General features: G+C 70.0%; 13 protein-coding genes and 1 pseudogene. 12 read left to right on the top strand and 2 right to left on the bottom strand.

The genetic code is table 11. The features are described from left to right. Positions 1–32: 32 nt before the first annotated feature. From ACWD0A_RS00240 to ACWD0A_RS00215, 6 genes are all read left to right on the top strand, one after another. Positions 33–1334 carry a PucR family transcriptional regulator gene (locus ACWD0A_RS00240; protein WP_451293087.1) on the top strand — a complete coding sequence of 434 codons (1302 nt, stop codon included), beginning with the start codon at positions 33–35 and terminating at the stop codon, positions 1332–1334. Positions 1335–1665: 331 nt separating this feature from the next. After that, entirely contained in the window at positions 1666–1947 is a 282-nt protein-coding gene (locus ACWD0A_RS00235) for a hypothetical protein (RefSeq protein WP_451293085.1), read from the top strand. Then, positions 1947–3566: a sodium/solute symporter gene (locus tag ACWD0A_RS00230; protein ID WP_451293083.1), complete on the top strand. Its 1620-nt coding sequence runs from the start codon at positions 1947–1949 to the stop codon at positions 3564–3566. Before ACWD0A_RS00235 ends, ACWD0A_RS00230 begins: the two co-directional genes overlap by 1 nt. A 56-nt stretch (positions 3567–3622) precedes the next feature. Next, positions 3623–4345 (top strand): alpha/beta fold hydrolase, encoded by a 723-nt coding sequence (locus ACWD0A_RS00225; RefSeq protein WP_451293081.1) that lies wholly within the window; start codon positions 3623–3625, stop codon positions 4343–4345. A 172-nt stretch (positions 4346–4517) separates the two neighbouring features. Next, positions 4518–4652: an aldehyde dehydrogenase family protein gene (locus tag ACWD0A_RS00220; RefSeq protein WP_451293079.1), complete on the top strand. Its 135-nt coding sequence runs from the start codon at positions 4518–4520 to the stop codon at positions 4650–4652. A gap of 240 nt (positions 4653–4892) precedes the next feature. Next, positions 4893–6116, top strand: coding sequence for a cation:proton antiporter domain-containing protein (locus tag ACWD0A_RS00215; protein WP_451293077.1), 1224 nt, complete (start codon positions 4893–4895; stop codon positions 6114–6116). 165 nt (positions 6117–6281) lie between these two features. On the opposite strand, the gene ACWD0A_RS00210 is transcribed toward ACWD0A_RS00215, so the two are convergent. After that, entirely contained in the window at positions 6282–7163 is an 882-nt protein-coding gene (locus ACWD0A_RS00210; protein ID WP_451293075.1) for an MBL fold metallo-hydrolase, read from the bottom strand. A gap of 480 nt (positions 7164–7643) precedes the next feature. Here ACWD0A_RS00210 and ACWD0A_RS00205 point away from each other — a divergent pair. The 5 genes and pseudogenes from ACWD0A_RS00205 to ACWD0A_RS00185 all read left to right on the top strand — a co-directional run. After that, positions 7644–8047 (top strand): annotated as a pseudogene (locus ACWD0A_RS00205) (VOC family protein); the annotation flags it as partial. 560 nt (positions 8048–8607) lie between these two features. Further along, positions 8608–10878, top strand: coding sequence for a nitrate- and nitrite sensing domain-containing protein (locus ACWD0A_RS00200; protein WP_451293073.1), 2271 nt, complete (start codon positions 8608–8610; stop codon positions 10876–10878). Continuing rightward, positions 10875–11279, top strand: coding sequence for a roadblock/LC7 domain-containing protein (locus ACWD0A_RS00195; RefSeq protein WP_307712262.1), 405 nt, complete (start codon positions 10875–10877; stop codon positions 11277–11279). Before ACWD0A_RS00200 ends, ACWD0A_RS00195 begins: the two co-directional genes overlap by 4 nt. Continuing rightward, complete coding sequence (locus tag ACWD0A_RS00190) at positions 11279–11644, top strand: DUF742 domain-containing protein (RefSeq protein ID WP_451293070.1); 366 nt, start codon at positions 11279–11281, stop codon at positions 11642–11644. Before ACWD0A_RS00195 ends, ACWD0A_RS00190 begins: the two co-directional genes overlap by 1 nt. Next, entirely contained in the window at positions 11631–12221 is a 591-nt protein-coding gene (locus ACWD0A_RS00185) for a GTP-binding protein (RefSeq protein ID WP_451293068.1), read from the top strand. Before ACWD0A_RS00190 ends, ACWD0A_RS00185 begins: the two co-directional genes overlap by 14 nt. A gap of 100 nt (positions 12222–12321) precedes the next feature. On the opposite strand, the gene ACWD0A_RS00180 is transcribed toward ACWD0A_RS00185, so the two are convergent. After that, positions 12322–13398, bottom strand: a complete 1077-nt coding sequence (locus tag ACWD0A_RS00180; RefSeq protein WP_451293066.1) for a PP2C family protein-serine/threonine phosphatase — start codon at positions 13396–13398, stop codon at positions 12322–12324. Between the two features lie 352 nt (positions 13399–13750). Between ACWD0A_RS00180 and ACWD0A_RS00175 the strand changes: the two genes are divergently transcribed. Beyond that, positions 13751–14482 (top strand): hypothetical protein, encoded by a 732-nt coding sequence (locus ACWD0A_RS00175; RefSeq protein WP_451293064.1) that lies wholly within the window; start codon positions 13751–13753, stop codon positions 14480–14482. Positions 14483–14571 lie beyond the last annotated feature (89 nt).

Here is a 14571-nt window from a genome sequence, read left to right as displayed (position 1 = left end):
GTCCTTGCACGCCCCGTCCGTCTGGAGGGTCCATGCACACCCGTTCCGTCCGTGGCGCGGTCCGCCCCCGCGTCACTCCTGTCTCCACCGTCGATCCGCTGCCCCCAGCCGCCGCCGATTCCTCGCCGCTCCAGCTGTTCGACCACGCCTGCCGACGGCTTCTTGGGCAGGGCACCTCCTTCACCGACTCCGTGGTGCACCAGATCCGCACCGAGGTGCCGCACTACGCCGACCCGGTACTCTCGCCGCCCGACCTCAGGCAGTCCGCGGACACCGGCATCCGCTTCGGGCTGGAGGCCGCCCTGGACCCGGGCCGCATCGTGGACATCGAGCGCTACACCCGTGAGCTCGGCATACGCCGTGCCGAGGAGGGCCGCCCCCTCGACGAGGTGATGCACGCCTTCCGGGTCGCCGGCTCGGAGGTCTGGAGCGGGATCATCAGCGTCGTGGAGCGGGACGGGCTCGGCGACCAGCGTCACCTCGTGCACGTGGCGGAGCTGGTGTGGAAGATGAACGACCGCGACGCCGTCCTGCTCGCCGACGCCTACCGCCACGTCGCCAAGGGCGTGGCCAGCCGGCACAACGAGCGGGTGCGCCTGATCCTCGCCGCCGTCCTGGAGAGCCGTAACGACCCGGCGTTCATCCAGGACGCCGCGTCGATCCTCGATCTGCCGCCCGACGGACGCTTCGCGGTGGCGGAGCTGCGGGCCTCGCGACCCTTCGGCCGTGCACGCGACGCCGTCCCGGAGATCCGTGGCATGCGCGTCCTGCGCCATGTCGGCGCAGGACGCGATGTGCTCGTCGCCCACCTCGGCGACCGCCCACTCGACGCGCTCGCCTCCACCCTCGACGCCGGTCCCGGCATGCGCATCGGCATCAGTCCCGTCGTCCACGGCCTGGAGAACCTGCCCCGGGCGCGGGAGATGGCCGGACTCGCCCTGCGCACCTGCCGCGCGGACGGGGATGTCGCGCGGCTCGACGCCCGTCTGCCCGACGGTCTTCTGGTCTCACGGCCGGACCTGTCCGCCGAGCTGGCCCTGCGGGTGCTCCGGCCGCTGTACGACCTGGAGCCCGCCGACCGCGAAACGCTGATCGACACGCTCGGGGTGTGGATCGAGAAGGGCGGCTCCGCGGTCCAGGCGGCCCGGCACATGCTGTGCCACCGCAACACGGTGCTGAACCGGCTGCGCCGCTTCGAGCAGATCACGGGTCTCGAACTGTCCCGCCCCCGCGATCTCGTACGGCTCACGCTCGCCTTCGACACGCTCCAACTGCTCGGGCCGGCGGCCGTCCTCGGCTGCGGGGACGCGCGGGACTCCGACCCGGAAGGCTGAAGCCGCACGGGGTACGCCCGTCTGGCACGCGCAGTCCGCAACGGGAGTACAGCCACCTGGCACGCGTACGGCTTCACGGCGGTGGACAGCTCCCGGCACGCGTTTCACCATGGCCGGATTCCTTACCGCGGATGGCCGAATGGGCATCAGCACAGTCGCGCTCCTACGGCGTTGGGAGCGGACAGCGGAGTGCCCGAAGCGCATGGACTGACTGATCGGTACGTGCTCTGGTGAGCCCTCATCAGGGGGCAGTGCCATCAGGGCAATGCCCTCGCCAGGCATCGCCCGAGCGAGGCGATGCGCGCGCATCCCTGCCTGCCCGGAGAGCTCCATGGCCCATCAGCACGCCCATCCGCACACCCCTCCGTTCCGTCAAAGACCCCGGCCCCACCGGCCGGGCAGATCCTTCGCGCTCGTCAACGGACTGACCTTCGCGGTCCATCTCCTGCTTGCCTGCGCCGCAGAGGACCTGCTGGCCACCCGTGTCGCCGGACAGATCAACCTCGGCGTCGTCGCCCTTCTCGCGCAGGGCGCGCTCCTGTTGTGGTCGGCGGCGCGTTACGACCGCGCCGCCTACGAGAAGGCCGCGTACGAGCCGGAGGAGGAGCACTGATGCTCCCTCAGATCCTGCTCGCCGCAGGGGACCCCGGCACCCTCGACCTGGACACGGGCACCCGCTCCTGGGTTCTCGTCGGCTTCCTCGCCTTCATCGTCCCGATCCTGTTCATCTGCGTGCTCAACGGCCCCGAGCGGGACCGGGTCGACGACTTCTACACGGCGGGCCGCAGGCTGCGGCCCGTCCAGGGCGCCCTCGTCCTCACCGGCGTCTACCTCTCCGCCGCGACCGTGCTCGGCACGACGGGAGCCGTCGCGGTCTTCGGCTTCGACGGCCTGTTCATCGCCCTGTGCACCGTGCTGTCGCTCGGCGTCCTGCTCCTGCTGTCCGGCCCGCTGCGGGAACGCGGCACCTTCACCCTCGGCGACACGTTCGCCCTGCGGGCCCCGGGGCCCGCGGTCAGGATCGCGGTCGCCGTCGTCACGCTGAGCGCGTGCGTCCCGTATCTGATCGTCCAGCTCTCCGGCGCGGGCAGGACCACCGCCATGCTGCTCGGCCTGTCCGGTCCCGGCGCCGAGCAGACCGCCATCGTCATGATCGGCACCCTCGTCGTCTGCGCCACGGCCTTCGGCGGGATGCGCGGCATGATCGCGATCCAGGTGATCAAGACGGTGATCCTGCTCGCCATGGCCGTGGCCGTGGCGGCGGTGCTGCTCCACCGCTTCCACTGGAGCCCCGACTCCCTCATCGAGGCCGCCGGGCGGGGCAGCGGCCGTCCCGAGGGCTATATGCGGCCGGGCCTGCGGTTCGCCGCCAGCAGCCCGGTCGAGGGGACGCTCGACTTCATCGGCCTGATGATCACCGTGGTGCTGGGCGTCGCATGCATGCCCCATGTCGCCACCCAGCTCAACACCGCGCCCGACGCCGCCGCGGCACGCCGTACGGTCCGCCACACCATCGCCGTCGTCGGTGCCATCTGCCTGCTCACCACCGTGCTGGGATTCGGGGCCGCGGCGCTGATCGGCGCCCCGATGATCCTCGCCGCCGACCCCGGGGCCACCAGCAGCCTGCTGATGCTCACCGGCGATCTGGCGGGCGGCTCGTCGGCGCAGACGGGCGAGGCATGGCTCGTCGTGCTGGTCTCCTGCGCGGTGTTCCTCACCACGCTGGCAGTCGTCGCGAGCGTGACGCTGGCGGCCGCGGGCTCGGTCGCCCACGACCTCGTCACCAACGTCGTCCGCCGCGGGCGCACGACCGAGGGCCGGGAGGTGGCCGCGGCCCGTATCGCGTCCGCCTTGGTCGGGGTGCTGAGCATCTGCCTCGCGGTGTGGGTGCAGGGCTGGAACATGGGCTTCCTGTCCACGATCTCCCTGGCGGTGGCGGGCTCCTGCCTGCTCCCGGCGCTGGTGTACTCGCTGTTCTGGCGCGGCTTCACGCGCAGGGGGCTGCTGTGGACGCTGTACGGAGGTCTCGGCTGCGCGATCGGACTCCAGGTCGTGAGCCCCGTCTTCTCCGGCAGCCCGATGGCACTGTTCCCCGAGTGGGACATCTCCTGGTTCCCGCTGCAGACGGTCGCCCTGGTGTCGCTGCCCGTCGCGTTCCTGCTCGGCTGGCTGGGGAGCGTCACGGGACATCGGCGTGCGGCCGCGTTGCCGGAGCAGCCCGTCAGGGCCTGACGCACGCATGCGGCGGCCGGCGGAGCGCCCTCACACGCTCCACCGGCCGCCGCCCCGTGCCGCGTTCGGCCTGCGGCGACGTTTTCGACCGAGTCGCGGGCTTACTCGCCGATGAATTCACCGTGATCACCTACGACAGGCGTGGCAACTCACGCAGCCCCCGCCCCAGTGGGTGGGAGACAACCTCTGTAGCTGAGCAGGCCGACGGCGCCGCAGCACTTCTTACCGCGCTCGCGCTCGCTCCCGCCGCTGTGTTCGGCAACAGCTACGGGGCGACCTTCGCCCTCGACCTGCTCATCCGCCACCCCGGCGTCGTCCGCGGCGCGGTCCTGCACGAGCCCCCGCTGCTCTCAGTCCTGGAGAACCCGGGCGAGGTCCAGGCCGCAGTCGGGTCGGTCGTCGAAGCAGGTATGGCGGCTGGGGGTCCTCAGGAAGCCGTAGGACACTTCATCCGATTCGTCGCGGGCGACGACAACTGGGATCGCCTGGACCCAGACCTGCGCCACAGGATGGCCTCAAACGGGGAGACTCTTTTCAGCGCCGAGATGGGGACGTTCGAGCCTTACCGCCCTGACGACGCGACGCTCGCCGGAATCGCCACCCCTACCCAGGTCCTGGTCAGCCGGGAATCACCGGATTTCTTCCGCGACGTCGCCACCTGGCTCGCCGCCCAACTCGGGGTCGAGGCAGTGCACACCCCAGGCACACACACGCCGCAGTGGGATCATCCCGAGGAACTCGTCCGCACCATCAGACCATTCCTGCGCGCACTCTCGTAGCTACCGGTCGCAGAGCCCGGACCGGCGCGAAACGGACTGGAGATCCCGTTCAGCCTCGCCGAGATCCCCCCACCCGCCCTCATCCTCCCGCCCGTGGGGTCGCCGCGCCGTTCAGCGCGGCGCGGGGGCGATCGCCGAGGCAAACGACTCGCCGTACGGTCTCGCAGCCGGCGTGTGGACCGAGGACGTCTCCAAGGCCCACCTCGTCGCGAGCCAACTCAAGGCGGGCACGGTCTGGGTGAACTGCTACAACGCCTTCGACACCGCCCTGCCCTTCGGCGGCTGCAAGCAGTCCGGGGGGCCATGAGCTGGACGAGGCCGCGCCGGAGCAGTACACGCAGACGAAGGCCGTCAAGGTCCGGCTGGAGCACGCATGTCGGGGACGGGTGACGCCTGCCCCACTTTCCCCTGCCTGACATCCGCAGCGAGATCACCCCGTCAGGGGGCGGAGACTCTGGGGTGTCCAGGCCTCGGATCTCCGTCTCACCTGCGAGGATGTGACCTCTGACTTCGTCTGTCGCCCCCGCTCCCGCTCCTGCGAGTCGCCGTGATCGCTCTCCTCGTCCTGATGTCCCTGCTGTTCCTGTGGGCTGTCGTGTCGGACCGGCTGGCGCGGTGGAGCATCACCGCGCCGATCACGTTCGCCGTGGCGGGCATCCTGCTCAGTGGCGGTGACCATCCGGTCGTGCCGCTCGACATGGACACCCAAACCTTCGAGCGGACCATCGAACTCGTCCTCGCCGTGATGCTGTTCACGGACGCCACCGAGGCGCGGGACTACGCCCGGCTGCGTGGCCCGGTGGGTGAGGGACGCCTGCTGGGGCTCGCCCTGCCGGCTTCCCTCGTCCTCGCCACACTGGCCGGTGCCCTGGTCTTCCCCGGAACGAGCTGGTGGCTGCTCGTCGTCACGGCTCTCGTCGTCATGCCCGTGGACCTCGCCCCGCTCCTGATGTTCCTGCGCGACGAGCGCGTGCCCCTGCGGGTCCGCGCCGCGCTCAACATGGAGGGCGGCTTCAACGACGGACTGATCTCACCGCTCTTCGTCTTCTGCGTCGCCAACCTCGTCTCCGCCGAGGGCGCCTCCTTCGCCGACCTTCTCCTCAACGCCCTCAAGGGCGCGGTGTACGCCGCGATCGTCGGCACCGTCCTCGGGTATCTGGCCTCCCGGGTGGTGCGTTGGGCCCTGGAATCCGGGTGGGCCAAGCCCGCCGGCCTGCGCCTGGCGGGGCCGGCGCTGCCGTTCCTGACCTACGCGGCCTCCGTCCTCGTCGGGGGCAACGGCTTCGTCGCGGCGTTCGTCGCGGGCCTTTGGTACGCGAACACCGTGTCCGTGATCGGCGGCGACTCACTCGACCTGGTGCATGACGTCAGCCATCTGCTGGCCCTGACGGCCTGGTACGCCTTCGGCTCTCTGGCCGCGGAGGCGTTCGCCGACGGGATCGCCCTCCAGGTTCTCGCCTACGCGGTGCTGGTGCTCAGCGTGGCCCGGTTCGTCCCCGTGGTCGCCTCACTCACCGGAATCGGGTTCAGTCGTCCCGAACGTGCCGCGGTCGGCTGGCTCGGCCCGCGCGGTGTCACCTCGATCGTCTTCGCGGTCCTTGCTTACGTTCAACTCCCCAAAGACGACGCGGCCTTGGTCGTCAACGTGACGGCCGCGACCGTCCTGCTCAGCGTGATCCTGCACGGAGTGACCGCGGAACCTGTCGCCCGCTGGTTCGCACGCCACCCGCAATCCGAAGAGCCGGTCTCGCCGCCGGCTCCCGGCCAGTGAGAGATCCCTCGCACCGAAAGGGGGAGCCCAGGGCAGGACCGCAGCCACTGGACGGTCCTGCACCGGTCGCCGGTCACGCCCCGAACGGCGGCGCAGCCGCCGCACGGTGCGTGCCATTCCTGCCCGAAGCCGCCGCTTGCGTCACCACCGCGTCCCATCCGGGGATCACGTCGCGCGGTACCGTCCCTTCTCCACCTCGGCGACGAATCCCCCCTTCAGCAACCGCTCCAGGTGCTGGATCGCCGTCCTCCGCTCCACCGGTCCCACCTGGGGTCCTTCGACGTGGGACCGGTAGACCAGCCGGTGCGCGACGATCTCCTCAAGGGTCCTCGGTTCGCCGAGGAAGGCGAGGAGCGTCGCATCCCTCCGCTCCACCGCGCCGGCAAAGGTGTCGAGCCGATGCCGGAACTCCGTTGTCCCCTCGATCACACCCTTCTGGTGAAACGTGCCGTACCAGCGTGCGTCGATCTCCCGGCACCTTCGCAGTGACGCCTCGAAATCCTCGAGGCTGCTGCCGACGTCGCCGTAGTACGGGCCGAACGAGGTCAGGTCGATGTCGGCGAGGAACAGGAAGCCGTCCGGCTCGACCAGGAATCCGCTGTGGCCTGCGGTGTGACCGGGGAGATGCACGACGGTCACCGTGCGACCGCCGAGGTCGAAGGCGGTGCCGTCGGCGCATCCCGACGCGTCCGGACGGCCCCGTACGTGAAACCGATCCCGCATCGTCTTGTCGACCTCGTCGACGGACTCGGGCGAGAGGCCGAATCCGGCGACCATGACCTCACGGGATCGCAGCGCTTCCAGGTCACCATCGTGAATGTGGACGGGGACGTCGTAGCTTCCCAGGCCGGCGATGTGGTCCTCATGCGCGTGGCTCACCAGCACGGCGTCCGCCGGTGGAGCGACGCCGACGAGCGACAGCGACGGGTCGATGACCACCGACGCCGTCGCGCCGCGCACAAGCAGCGAATTTCCGTAGGGATAGGCGCCGCGGTCGGCGCCGACAAGTACGGTGACCGCACCGTACTCCGCGGTGGTGTAACCCATGGTCCGCAATTCCTCCACCCTCGTTCCCGTTCATTCCGACGTCGGGTCCGACGAGTGCATCACACGCTCTGCCCAGGCGTTCAAGGCGATCGGCATCGCCGACCACGGCCGGTCGGCCTCCCCGGTCCCCGGCCACCAAGACCAGAAGATCGACGCCGCGGGTGCGGAAGTTCATCTTCAGCGTGGCGCCGCCGAGGTGCACGGGACCATCACCCTCGGCTGCTGCACGAGCGAACTGGCCGGCTCTCGGCGTTTCGGCCACCGCTCGTCAGCCGGCCTCCTGTTGCCGGGCAAGGGTCGGTGCATCCCGCACGTTCTACGGCGCGCTCGATCTCGGGATAGTTCGGCTGGGTCGTTGAGCCCCACAGACCCAGCCGGAGCGACCGCCAGGCGGACAACGTTGAGCTCTGGTGAGCGAGTTGATCTCGGTCGGGCGACGGTACCTGCGTCGTTGCAGACCGGGTGCACAGGATCGTCGGCATGGCACTGCGACCTGTCATGGTGAACATGAAGGCTCTTGATGCCTCGTCGGTCGGCCGGTTCTGGGCGGAGGCGCTCGGCTGGAGTGCTTACGGCCCCGGCGTGACCACCTGCGTCGGCCCCGCCGGCGGCCTCGTCTGGCCGCACCCGGTCGCCGTCGGCATCGACGTCGTTCCTGTCCCGGAACCCAAGACAACAACTGGGGTGAGGCGATGGACTGGACGCTGCATGAGGTGACTGACGATCATGCGGTGTTGCGCTCCGCCAAGGGTGTCGGCCCGTATCTCGAGTTCCTCCGCACGCCCGGCGTGAAGACCGTGCCGGACCGCGTCCATCTTGACCTGCTGCCGTATCCCGGTGACGACAAAGCAGGCGATGGACGAGCGCAGCGCCACCGGGGTGCTCCTCACCCTCTGACGCGCCTGCGCACCTCTCGGGCCCGCTCCGCGTCCCCGCGGCGGGCGGAGCGGGCCCGAGAGCGCTCGCCGACCCCGTGTCGCCGGAGGGCACTGCGGCGAACTGCTCACCTGTATATGGCGAAATTTCGACCATGCGCTGAAGGGGTGTACCGCCACAGCTGGGCCGTCCGCACCGTCACGCGAAGCTCGGTCCCCCTCCTCTGGAAGTGGCCGCGGTAGGCGATCGGTGACCACCGTGCACGACACTGGATCCCTTCGGGGACATACGCGTTGGCCCGACGCAGCCTCCGCCCCTCAACGCCTCCAGGGCCATTACCACGCAATTGATCACTGCCGCAAGCCCTCTCTTTCTCGGCGTGGCTGGTTATGATCGGCACCCCTACGTCCCACCGAAGCGGACCCGGCGTTCCCCAAGTCCCCTCCCCAGGACTACGCCTGGCCCGGCTGATGGTCCGCCGCCCGCTTTCCCCCGCTCCCGAGGATTGATGTCTCCCATAGAACCCGAAGGGTCACAAGGCCGGTCGACGGCTCGTCGGCGGCGTACCGTGCGCCTGCGTACGCTGCTCATCTGGCTGGCGGTGGTCCCCACCACGGCCATGGGTGTCCAGGCCTTCATCAGCGCGGACCGGTTGCTGGAGCGTGCGCATCACCTGCGCGCCGACGTGGCGGCCGGTGAGCGGATCGGCGTACCCCTGTACCACCTCATGGTCGAGATGCAGGCCGAGCGGACGATGACTGCCGCGCGGTGGGCGGGCTCTTCCGTGTCCGAGGACGACCTGCGGAAGCGGCGTGCCGCCACGGACCGGGCAGCCGCCGAGTTCCGCCGGTCGTCCTCCACCGGCGGGGCGCGATCCGAGCAGGCGGACCGTCGCCTCCTGGAGGTGATGGAAGGCCTCGACGACCTGGATGCCTACCGCGAACGCGCGGACGCCCGCAGCGGCAGCGCCGACAGTACGATCGCCTACTACACCGGCGTCATCAGCCAGATGGTGCGCTTCTACCAGGACGAGTTCAGCCACACGGAAGACGGCGGGCTCACTCAGGAAGGCCGCGTGGTCGTCGCCATGTTCTCGGCCTCCGAGATGCTGGCGCAGCAGGACACGATCCTCGCGCAGGCCGGACCGTCCAGGGAACTGACCACCTCCAGGTTCGCCGACATCGTCAATGCCATCGGCGCCCACAGGTACCTGTACGACATGTGGATCGTGCCGTATCTGCCTGCCGAGGACAACGAGCTCTACGCTCGGATGGCCCACTCGGAAGCGTGGCAGACCAAGACCCGCATCGAGAACGAGGTCGTCTCCGAGCACACGGACACCCGATTCGGCGTGAAGCTGCCCCGGGCGGTCAGCGGCTGGCCGGCCGCGCACGAGAAGTGGGCGCCGCAGTTGGAGACGCTGAACGCCGGCCGGGCGCGGGGGCTGCTCGCGCAGGCCGACACCGAGGCGGCGGAGCTCGAGGCAGAGGTCGCCTGGCTGATCACGGGAAGCGGCGGCGCACTGCTGCTTGTCACCGCCGTCGTCGTGTTCACCACGCGCTCGGTGCTGCGCCGCCTTCACCATCTGCACGAACGCACGGTGACCATCGCCGAGGACACGCTGCCTGACGTCGTCGACCGCCTGCAGCGGGGGCAGCCCGTCCCAGCTGACATGCTGCCCACGGTCCGCGGGGACCAGGACGAAGTCGGACGTATCAGCGACGCGTTCGCCCGGGTCGTCGCCGTATCGGTCGACGGGCACAGAACACTCGCGGACGAGCGACAGGGCTTCGGCATGTTTGCCGCGGGCATCGCCTCACGTACCGGAAATCTGGTCAGCCGCCAGTTGAGCCTCACCGAGGACCTCCAGGACACCTTCGGCCACGACGAAGCGCTCCTCGCCCAGTTGATGCGATCCGACCAGTTGACGGTGGGCATGCGGCGGCAGATCGAGAACCTGCTCATCCTGGCGGGCGGTGAGATCCCCGACCCGCACACCGAGCCCATGCGCGTCGCCGACCTGCTGCGCGAAGCCGCGGCGGAGGTCGAGGACTTCCGGCGGATCGAGCGGCAGGCCCTGGACGAGATCAGCGTGGAACCGCGCGTGATCAGCCAGATCAGCCACCTGCTGGCAGAGCTGCTCGACAACGCCACCCGATTCTCCCCGCCGAAGTCGAAGGTCGTCATCCGGGCGGACCTGGTGGCTGACGGTCTGTCGGTCGAGATCGAGGACCGCGGTCCGCGCGTGACACCCGCGAGCTACGAGGAGATGAACGGCCGGCTCCACTCGGCCCCGCCGTATGCCGTCCTGGCGGAGAACGCACACCGGCTGGGTCTCTTCGTGGTCGGCCACCTCGCCGAGCAACTCCGGGCCAGGGTCACGCTGCGCAGGTCGGTGTACGGCGGGACGTCGGCCATAGTGATCATTCCCAAGGAGCTGCTCGTGCCGACCGAGCGGGAACAGCCACGCACCTCGGTCCGGCCCGTCCCCCCTCAGCCTGTCCCCGCCGAGCCTGTCCCCGCACCGGGCCGCCTCGATGAACGCAAGCCCGAGCTGGTCCTGCATTCGCGGTCCGGTCTGCCGAGCCGTCGGACGCAGGAGCGGTCGCGGGAGAGCACGCTCCCGGTGCGGCCCGTGGCGCCGGTCGGCGACTCGCGGCCCGTCCTGCCCGAGCGGGTCCCGCAGACCCATATCGCCGAGCAACTGCGCGAGCCACGCGCACCGGAACCCGTGGTCGGCCAGAACGCGGCGACACCCGAAGAGGTGGCCGACGCCTGGGCGGACTACGAACACGGAACCCAGACAGCAGAAGAAGAGCTCCGACAGGATCAGCCATGACGACGACAACGAACGACATGATCTACAGCATCCTGGACAACAATCTGAGCAGGATCGCCGGTGTCCAGGGAGCCGTGCTCCTCTCCAACGACGGGATCAAGCTCAGCGCCTACCTGCTGGAGAGGCCGCAGGCGGAGCGCATAGCCGCGGCGTCTTCCGGGATCGCGGCCACGATGAAGGCGATATCCAGGGAGGTCGACGGCGGCCGGGTGATCCGCCAGCTGGTCGAGATGGACGACAGGTATCTCTGCATCGTCGGGTGCGGCGAGGGCAGCACGCTCATCGTCGTGACCTCCCGCAAGGCACGGCTCGGGGAGCTGGGCGGCGAGGCGGTGCGGACGGCGCAGGCGCTCGGTGAGTGGCTGGGCACACCTGAACGCACTCAGGCGCCCACGTCGTAATGCCGGACGACCCGCAGCACAGAGGCCGCCGCCGGACTCGGCTGTACGCGCTGACCGATGGCCGTACAGCCGCCCCGCACACCGTCCTGACCATGGACACCACGATCACGGCGGCGGTCGCCGCGGACGCCTGCGGTGGCCTGCCCACCGAGTGGCAGGCCATCCTCTCCATGTGCCCGGCTCCGGACGGGCGCGCGGTCGCCGAGATCGCGGCCCGGATGCACATGCGCCTCACTCCGATGACGGTCCTGCTCGGCGAACTCGCGGACCGCGGGCTGATCCACCACCGGCCGCCCCTGGAGGAGGCCGAGACCACCAATGTCCACCTGCTCATGAGAATCAGGGACAGCCTTGCCCGTATATGACTCCCCTGCCCGGGAAGCGGCCCCCGTCAAGATCCTGATCGCCGGGGGATTCGGCGTCGGCAAGACGACGCTGGTCGAGGCAGTCTCCGAGATCGAGCCGCTGCGTACGGAGGAGCGGCTGACGGCCGCGGGCGTCGGCGTGGACGACCTCGACGGAATCGAGTCCAAGACGGTGACCACCGTCGCGATGGACTTCGGCCGTATCACCCTCACCGACGCCGGGGTCGTCCTGTACCTGTTCGGTACGCCGGGCCAGGAACGCTTCTGGTTCATGTGGGACGACCTGCTGAACGGAGCTCTCGGAGCGATCGTGCTGGTCGACACCCGGCGCCTGGACCGCAGCTTCCCGGCCGTCGACTTCTTCGAGAACCGCGGGCTTCCGTTCGTGGTCGCCGCGAACTGCTTCAACGGCGAGCAGCTGTACACCGCGGAGGAGATCGGGGCGGCGCTGCATCTGCGTGACCCGAACACGCCCATCCTCATGCTCGACGCCCGCTCCCGTCACGACGCCCGTGACGCCCTGCTCTCGCTCCTCGACCTGCTCATCACCAAGGCAAAGACCTCTGCGTCCGTCTGAGGGACCAAGCCGGCGCGCATCGGCGTGGACGCGTCGGCGCTGACACGTGCCCACCAGCGTGCCCCGGGCCGGCCCGAGCCGGGCTCGTCGAGCCGGATCTTCAGTCGCGATCCCCATCGCCTGGGTGTGGATGGCGCTCGATCGCGATCATGACGGCGTCGTCGCCCAGCCGTCCCCCGACGTGGTCGAGCAGATCACGCCGGAGGCGACGCAGGAAAGCGTCGGGGTTGCTCTCGGTCCAGCCCGTGATCCGCTCGGTGAGCGGGTAGAAGACACCGGTGGAGTCGCGGGCCTCGACAACCCCGTCCGTGTAGAGCAGCAGGAGGTCTCCCGCCTCGAACTTGAATGCGTCGATCTGGTATCGAGGGCGCGCGAGTTCACCGAGGCCCAGCGGAGGCGCGGGCTGGTAGGCATCGATCGTCGTGGCACGGCCGTTTCGCAGCACAACGGGCGGCGGGTGGCCGCAGTCGATCATATGAACCACGCCGCCCTGGTCGGGGATGTCCAGAATGGCGGCGGTGATGAAGGTCTCCCCGGTCTGGTCCGTCTCGCCGGGCTCGGCCAAGCCCCAGCACACGCTGCCGTCGAGATACGTGACCAGTTCGACCAGCGTCGCCTGGCGGTGGGCGGCGGCCCGGAACGCGCCGAGCAGCAGGGCGGCGTCACCGACGGCGGTCATGCCTTTGCCCCGTACGTCGCCGATGATCAACCGGGTACCGGAGCCGGTGCGTACGGCTGCATACAGGTCGCCGCCGATCTGGGCCTCGGCCTCGGCAGCAAGGTAGAGGGAGGCGACCCGCAGCGCTCCGATCTGCTTGGGCAGCGGCCGCAGGACGACGCGCTGGGCGGTCTCGGACACGTACCTCACTTGCGACAGCTCATTGGCACGGCGCTCCCGCAGTACGCAGAAGATCACGAGGCTCGCTCCGACCAGGACCAGGGCGGCGATCTGTGCCTGGTGGTTCGCCGAGAACAACTCGTCCGGATCGCGCAGCACCGCGATGATCGCTTGAGCCACCACCGCGAGGACGGCGATGAGCCCCGTCAGCCTGGGGCCGGCGAACGACGCGGTGATCGCCGGGGCGGCGACCAGCAAGGGGCCCAGGTGAATGTCGGGCGGCGCAAGAACGTCGATCACGACAACCGCCACCATGAGCGCGATCGGGACGGCCACCATGGCATGGCCCCCTCGCGCCGACCGGCGAAGACCGACGAGGCGCAGGAACACCCCTCCTCTCTACACCTGCCCTGCCCGGTGCGCACCGCGAGCCGTACTCCAGCGACGGCCACGTCCTGACCGCGAGCGAGCAGGATGCCGACCCCGGCCCGGCACAGCCCGTCAACCGGACACGCTGCGCTCCGCGCCGGCCGCGGCGAAGCGGTACCGCGAGATGTGGGAGGGAAGCCCGCCTCGTGTCTCCGGGCAGTCGGCGGAACGACGGCCGCACCGAGCTGAGAGCATCGACAGCCGAGGACCGTGAAGCGGGAACGTATGCGCACCGCACCGCCCATGCGATGAGGAGGACCTGATGAATGCCGCCGGTGAAGGACGGCAACAGCTGGACGCGGTCAGCGTTCTCAACGCCAGGACGACGCTCCTCCAGCTCCTCGCGCGGGCGGGCGTCTACTCCGGGGACGCGGAGGAGCTGATCGGACTCGTCGAGGCCGGTGCCCTCGCCCTCGCGCACAGGGAGCTCAGCGGAATCGGGCGGAGCGCGCCGGGGGACAAGGGCGAGCTCTACGAGTCCGGCCGGCTCGACGGCGCCCAGGCCGTCGTCGACGCACTCGGCGCCATCGCCGAACGAGCGCTGCAACACGTCGTCGGCTCCGACCCGTCGGCCGGCTCTTCCGACCATCGTCCTCCCGTCCGGAGGATGGAGGTGGAGCGGGCGAAGGTGGCGGTCACGCCCCTCTACCTGTCGTTCACCGCAGCCTCCGACCTCGATCCCGAGGTCACCGAACAGGTGCTCACCGCCGTCCTCGGCACGATGACCTCCAGGCAACGGGCCGCTTACGCCGGGCTGCTGGCGGAATTCGCCTCAGCCCATCGGGCACGCCTGGAGCGGCTCTACGCGGGCTACGGGCCCGGCAGCAGCATCGCGATCCACGGCCGCTACTCCCTCATCCACTCCCCCACCAGCGTCGCCGTGCTGGAGCGACTCGCCACGGCGCCGTCTGCGCTACGGGAGGAGTGGGACGCCGCCGAACTGCCGCCCGCGTGGCTGGACGGGCTGACAACGGCCTGGGGGTCGCCGGCCTGACCGCCGACGGCCCCCGACCCCGACCGCGAGGCGCTCCAGTGGCTCTCGCCCCACGGCACAGCAGGCCGCGGTGTCGACTGCGGGACCGA

The sequence above is a fragment of the Streptomyces sp. NPDC002867 genome (assembly GCF_053591895.1).
The sequence above is the reverse complement of the archived record's forward strand: the minus strand, read 5'-3'. Positions and strand labels throughout refer to the sequence as shown.

Bases quoted from the DNA above. Each gene is read 5' to 3' on its own strand.
- ACWD0A_RS00195 (WP_307712262.1), top strand. From the start codon at position 10,875: ATGACGACGACAACGAACGACATGATCTACAGCATCCTGGACAACAAT.
- ACWD0A_RS00175 (WP_451293064.1), top strand. From the start codon at position 13,751: ATGAATGCCGCCGGTGAAGGACGGCAACAGCTGGACGCGGTCAGCGTT.
- ACWD0A_RS00235 (WP_451293085.1), top strand. From the start codon at position 1,666: ATGGCCCATCAGCACGCCCATCCGCACACCCCTCCGTTCCGTCAAAGA.
- ACWD0A_RS00240 (WP_451293087.1), top strand. From the start codon at position 33: ATGCACACCCGTTCCGTCCGTGGCGCGGTCCGCCCCCGCGTCACTCCT.
- ACWD0A_RS00180 (WP_451293066.1), bottom strand. From the start codon at position 13,398: ATGGTGGCCGTCCCGATCGCGCTCATGGTGGCGGTTGTCGTGATCGAC.
- ACWD0A_RS00230 (WP_451293083.1), top strand. From the start codon at position 1,947: ATGCTCCCTCAGATCCTGCTCGCCGCAGGGGACCCCGGCACCCTCGAC.
- ACWD0A_RS00190 (WP_451293070.1), top strand. From the start codon at position 11,279: ATGCCGGACGACCCGCAGCACAGAGGCCGCCGCCGGACTCGGCTGTAC.
- ACWD0A_RS00210 (WP_451293075.1), bottom strand. From the start codon at position 7,163: ATGGGTTACACCACCGCGGAGTACGGTGCGGTCACCGTACTTGTCGGC.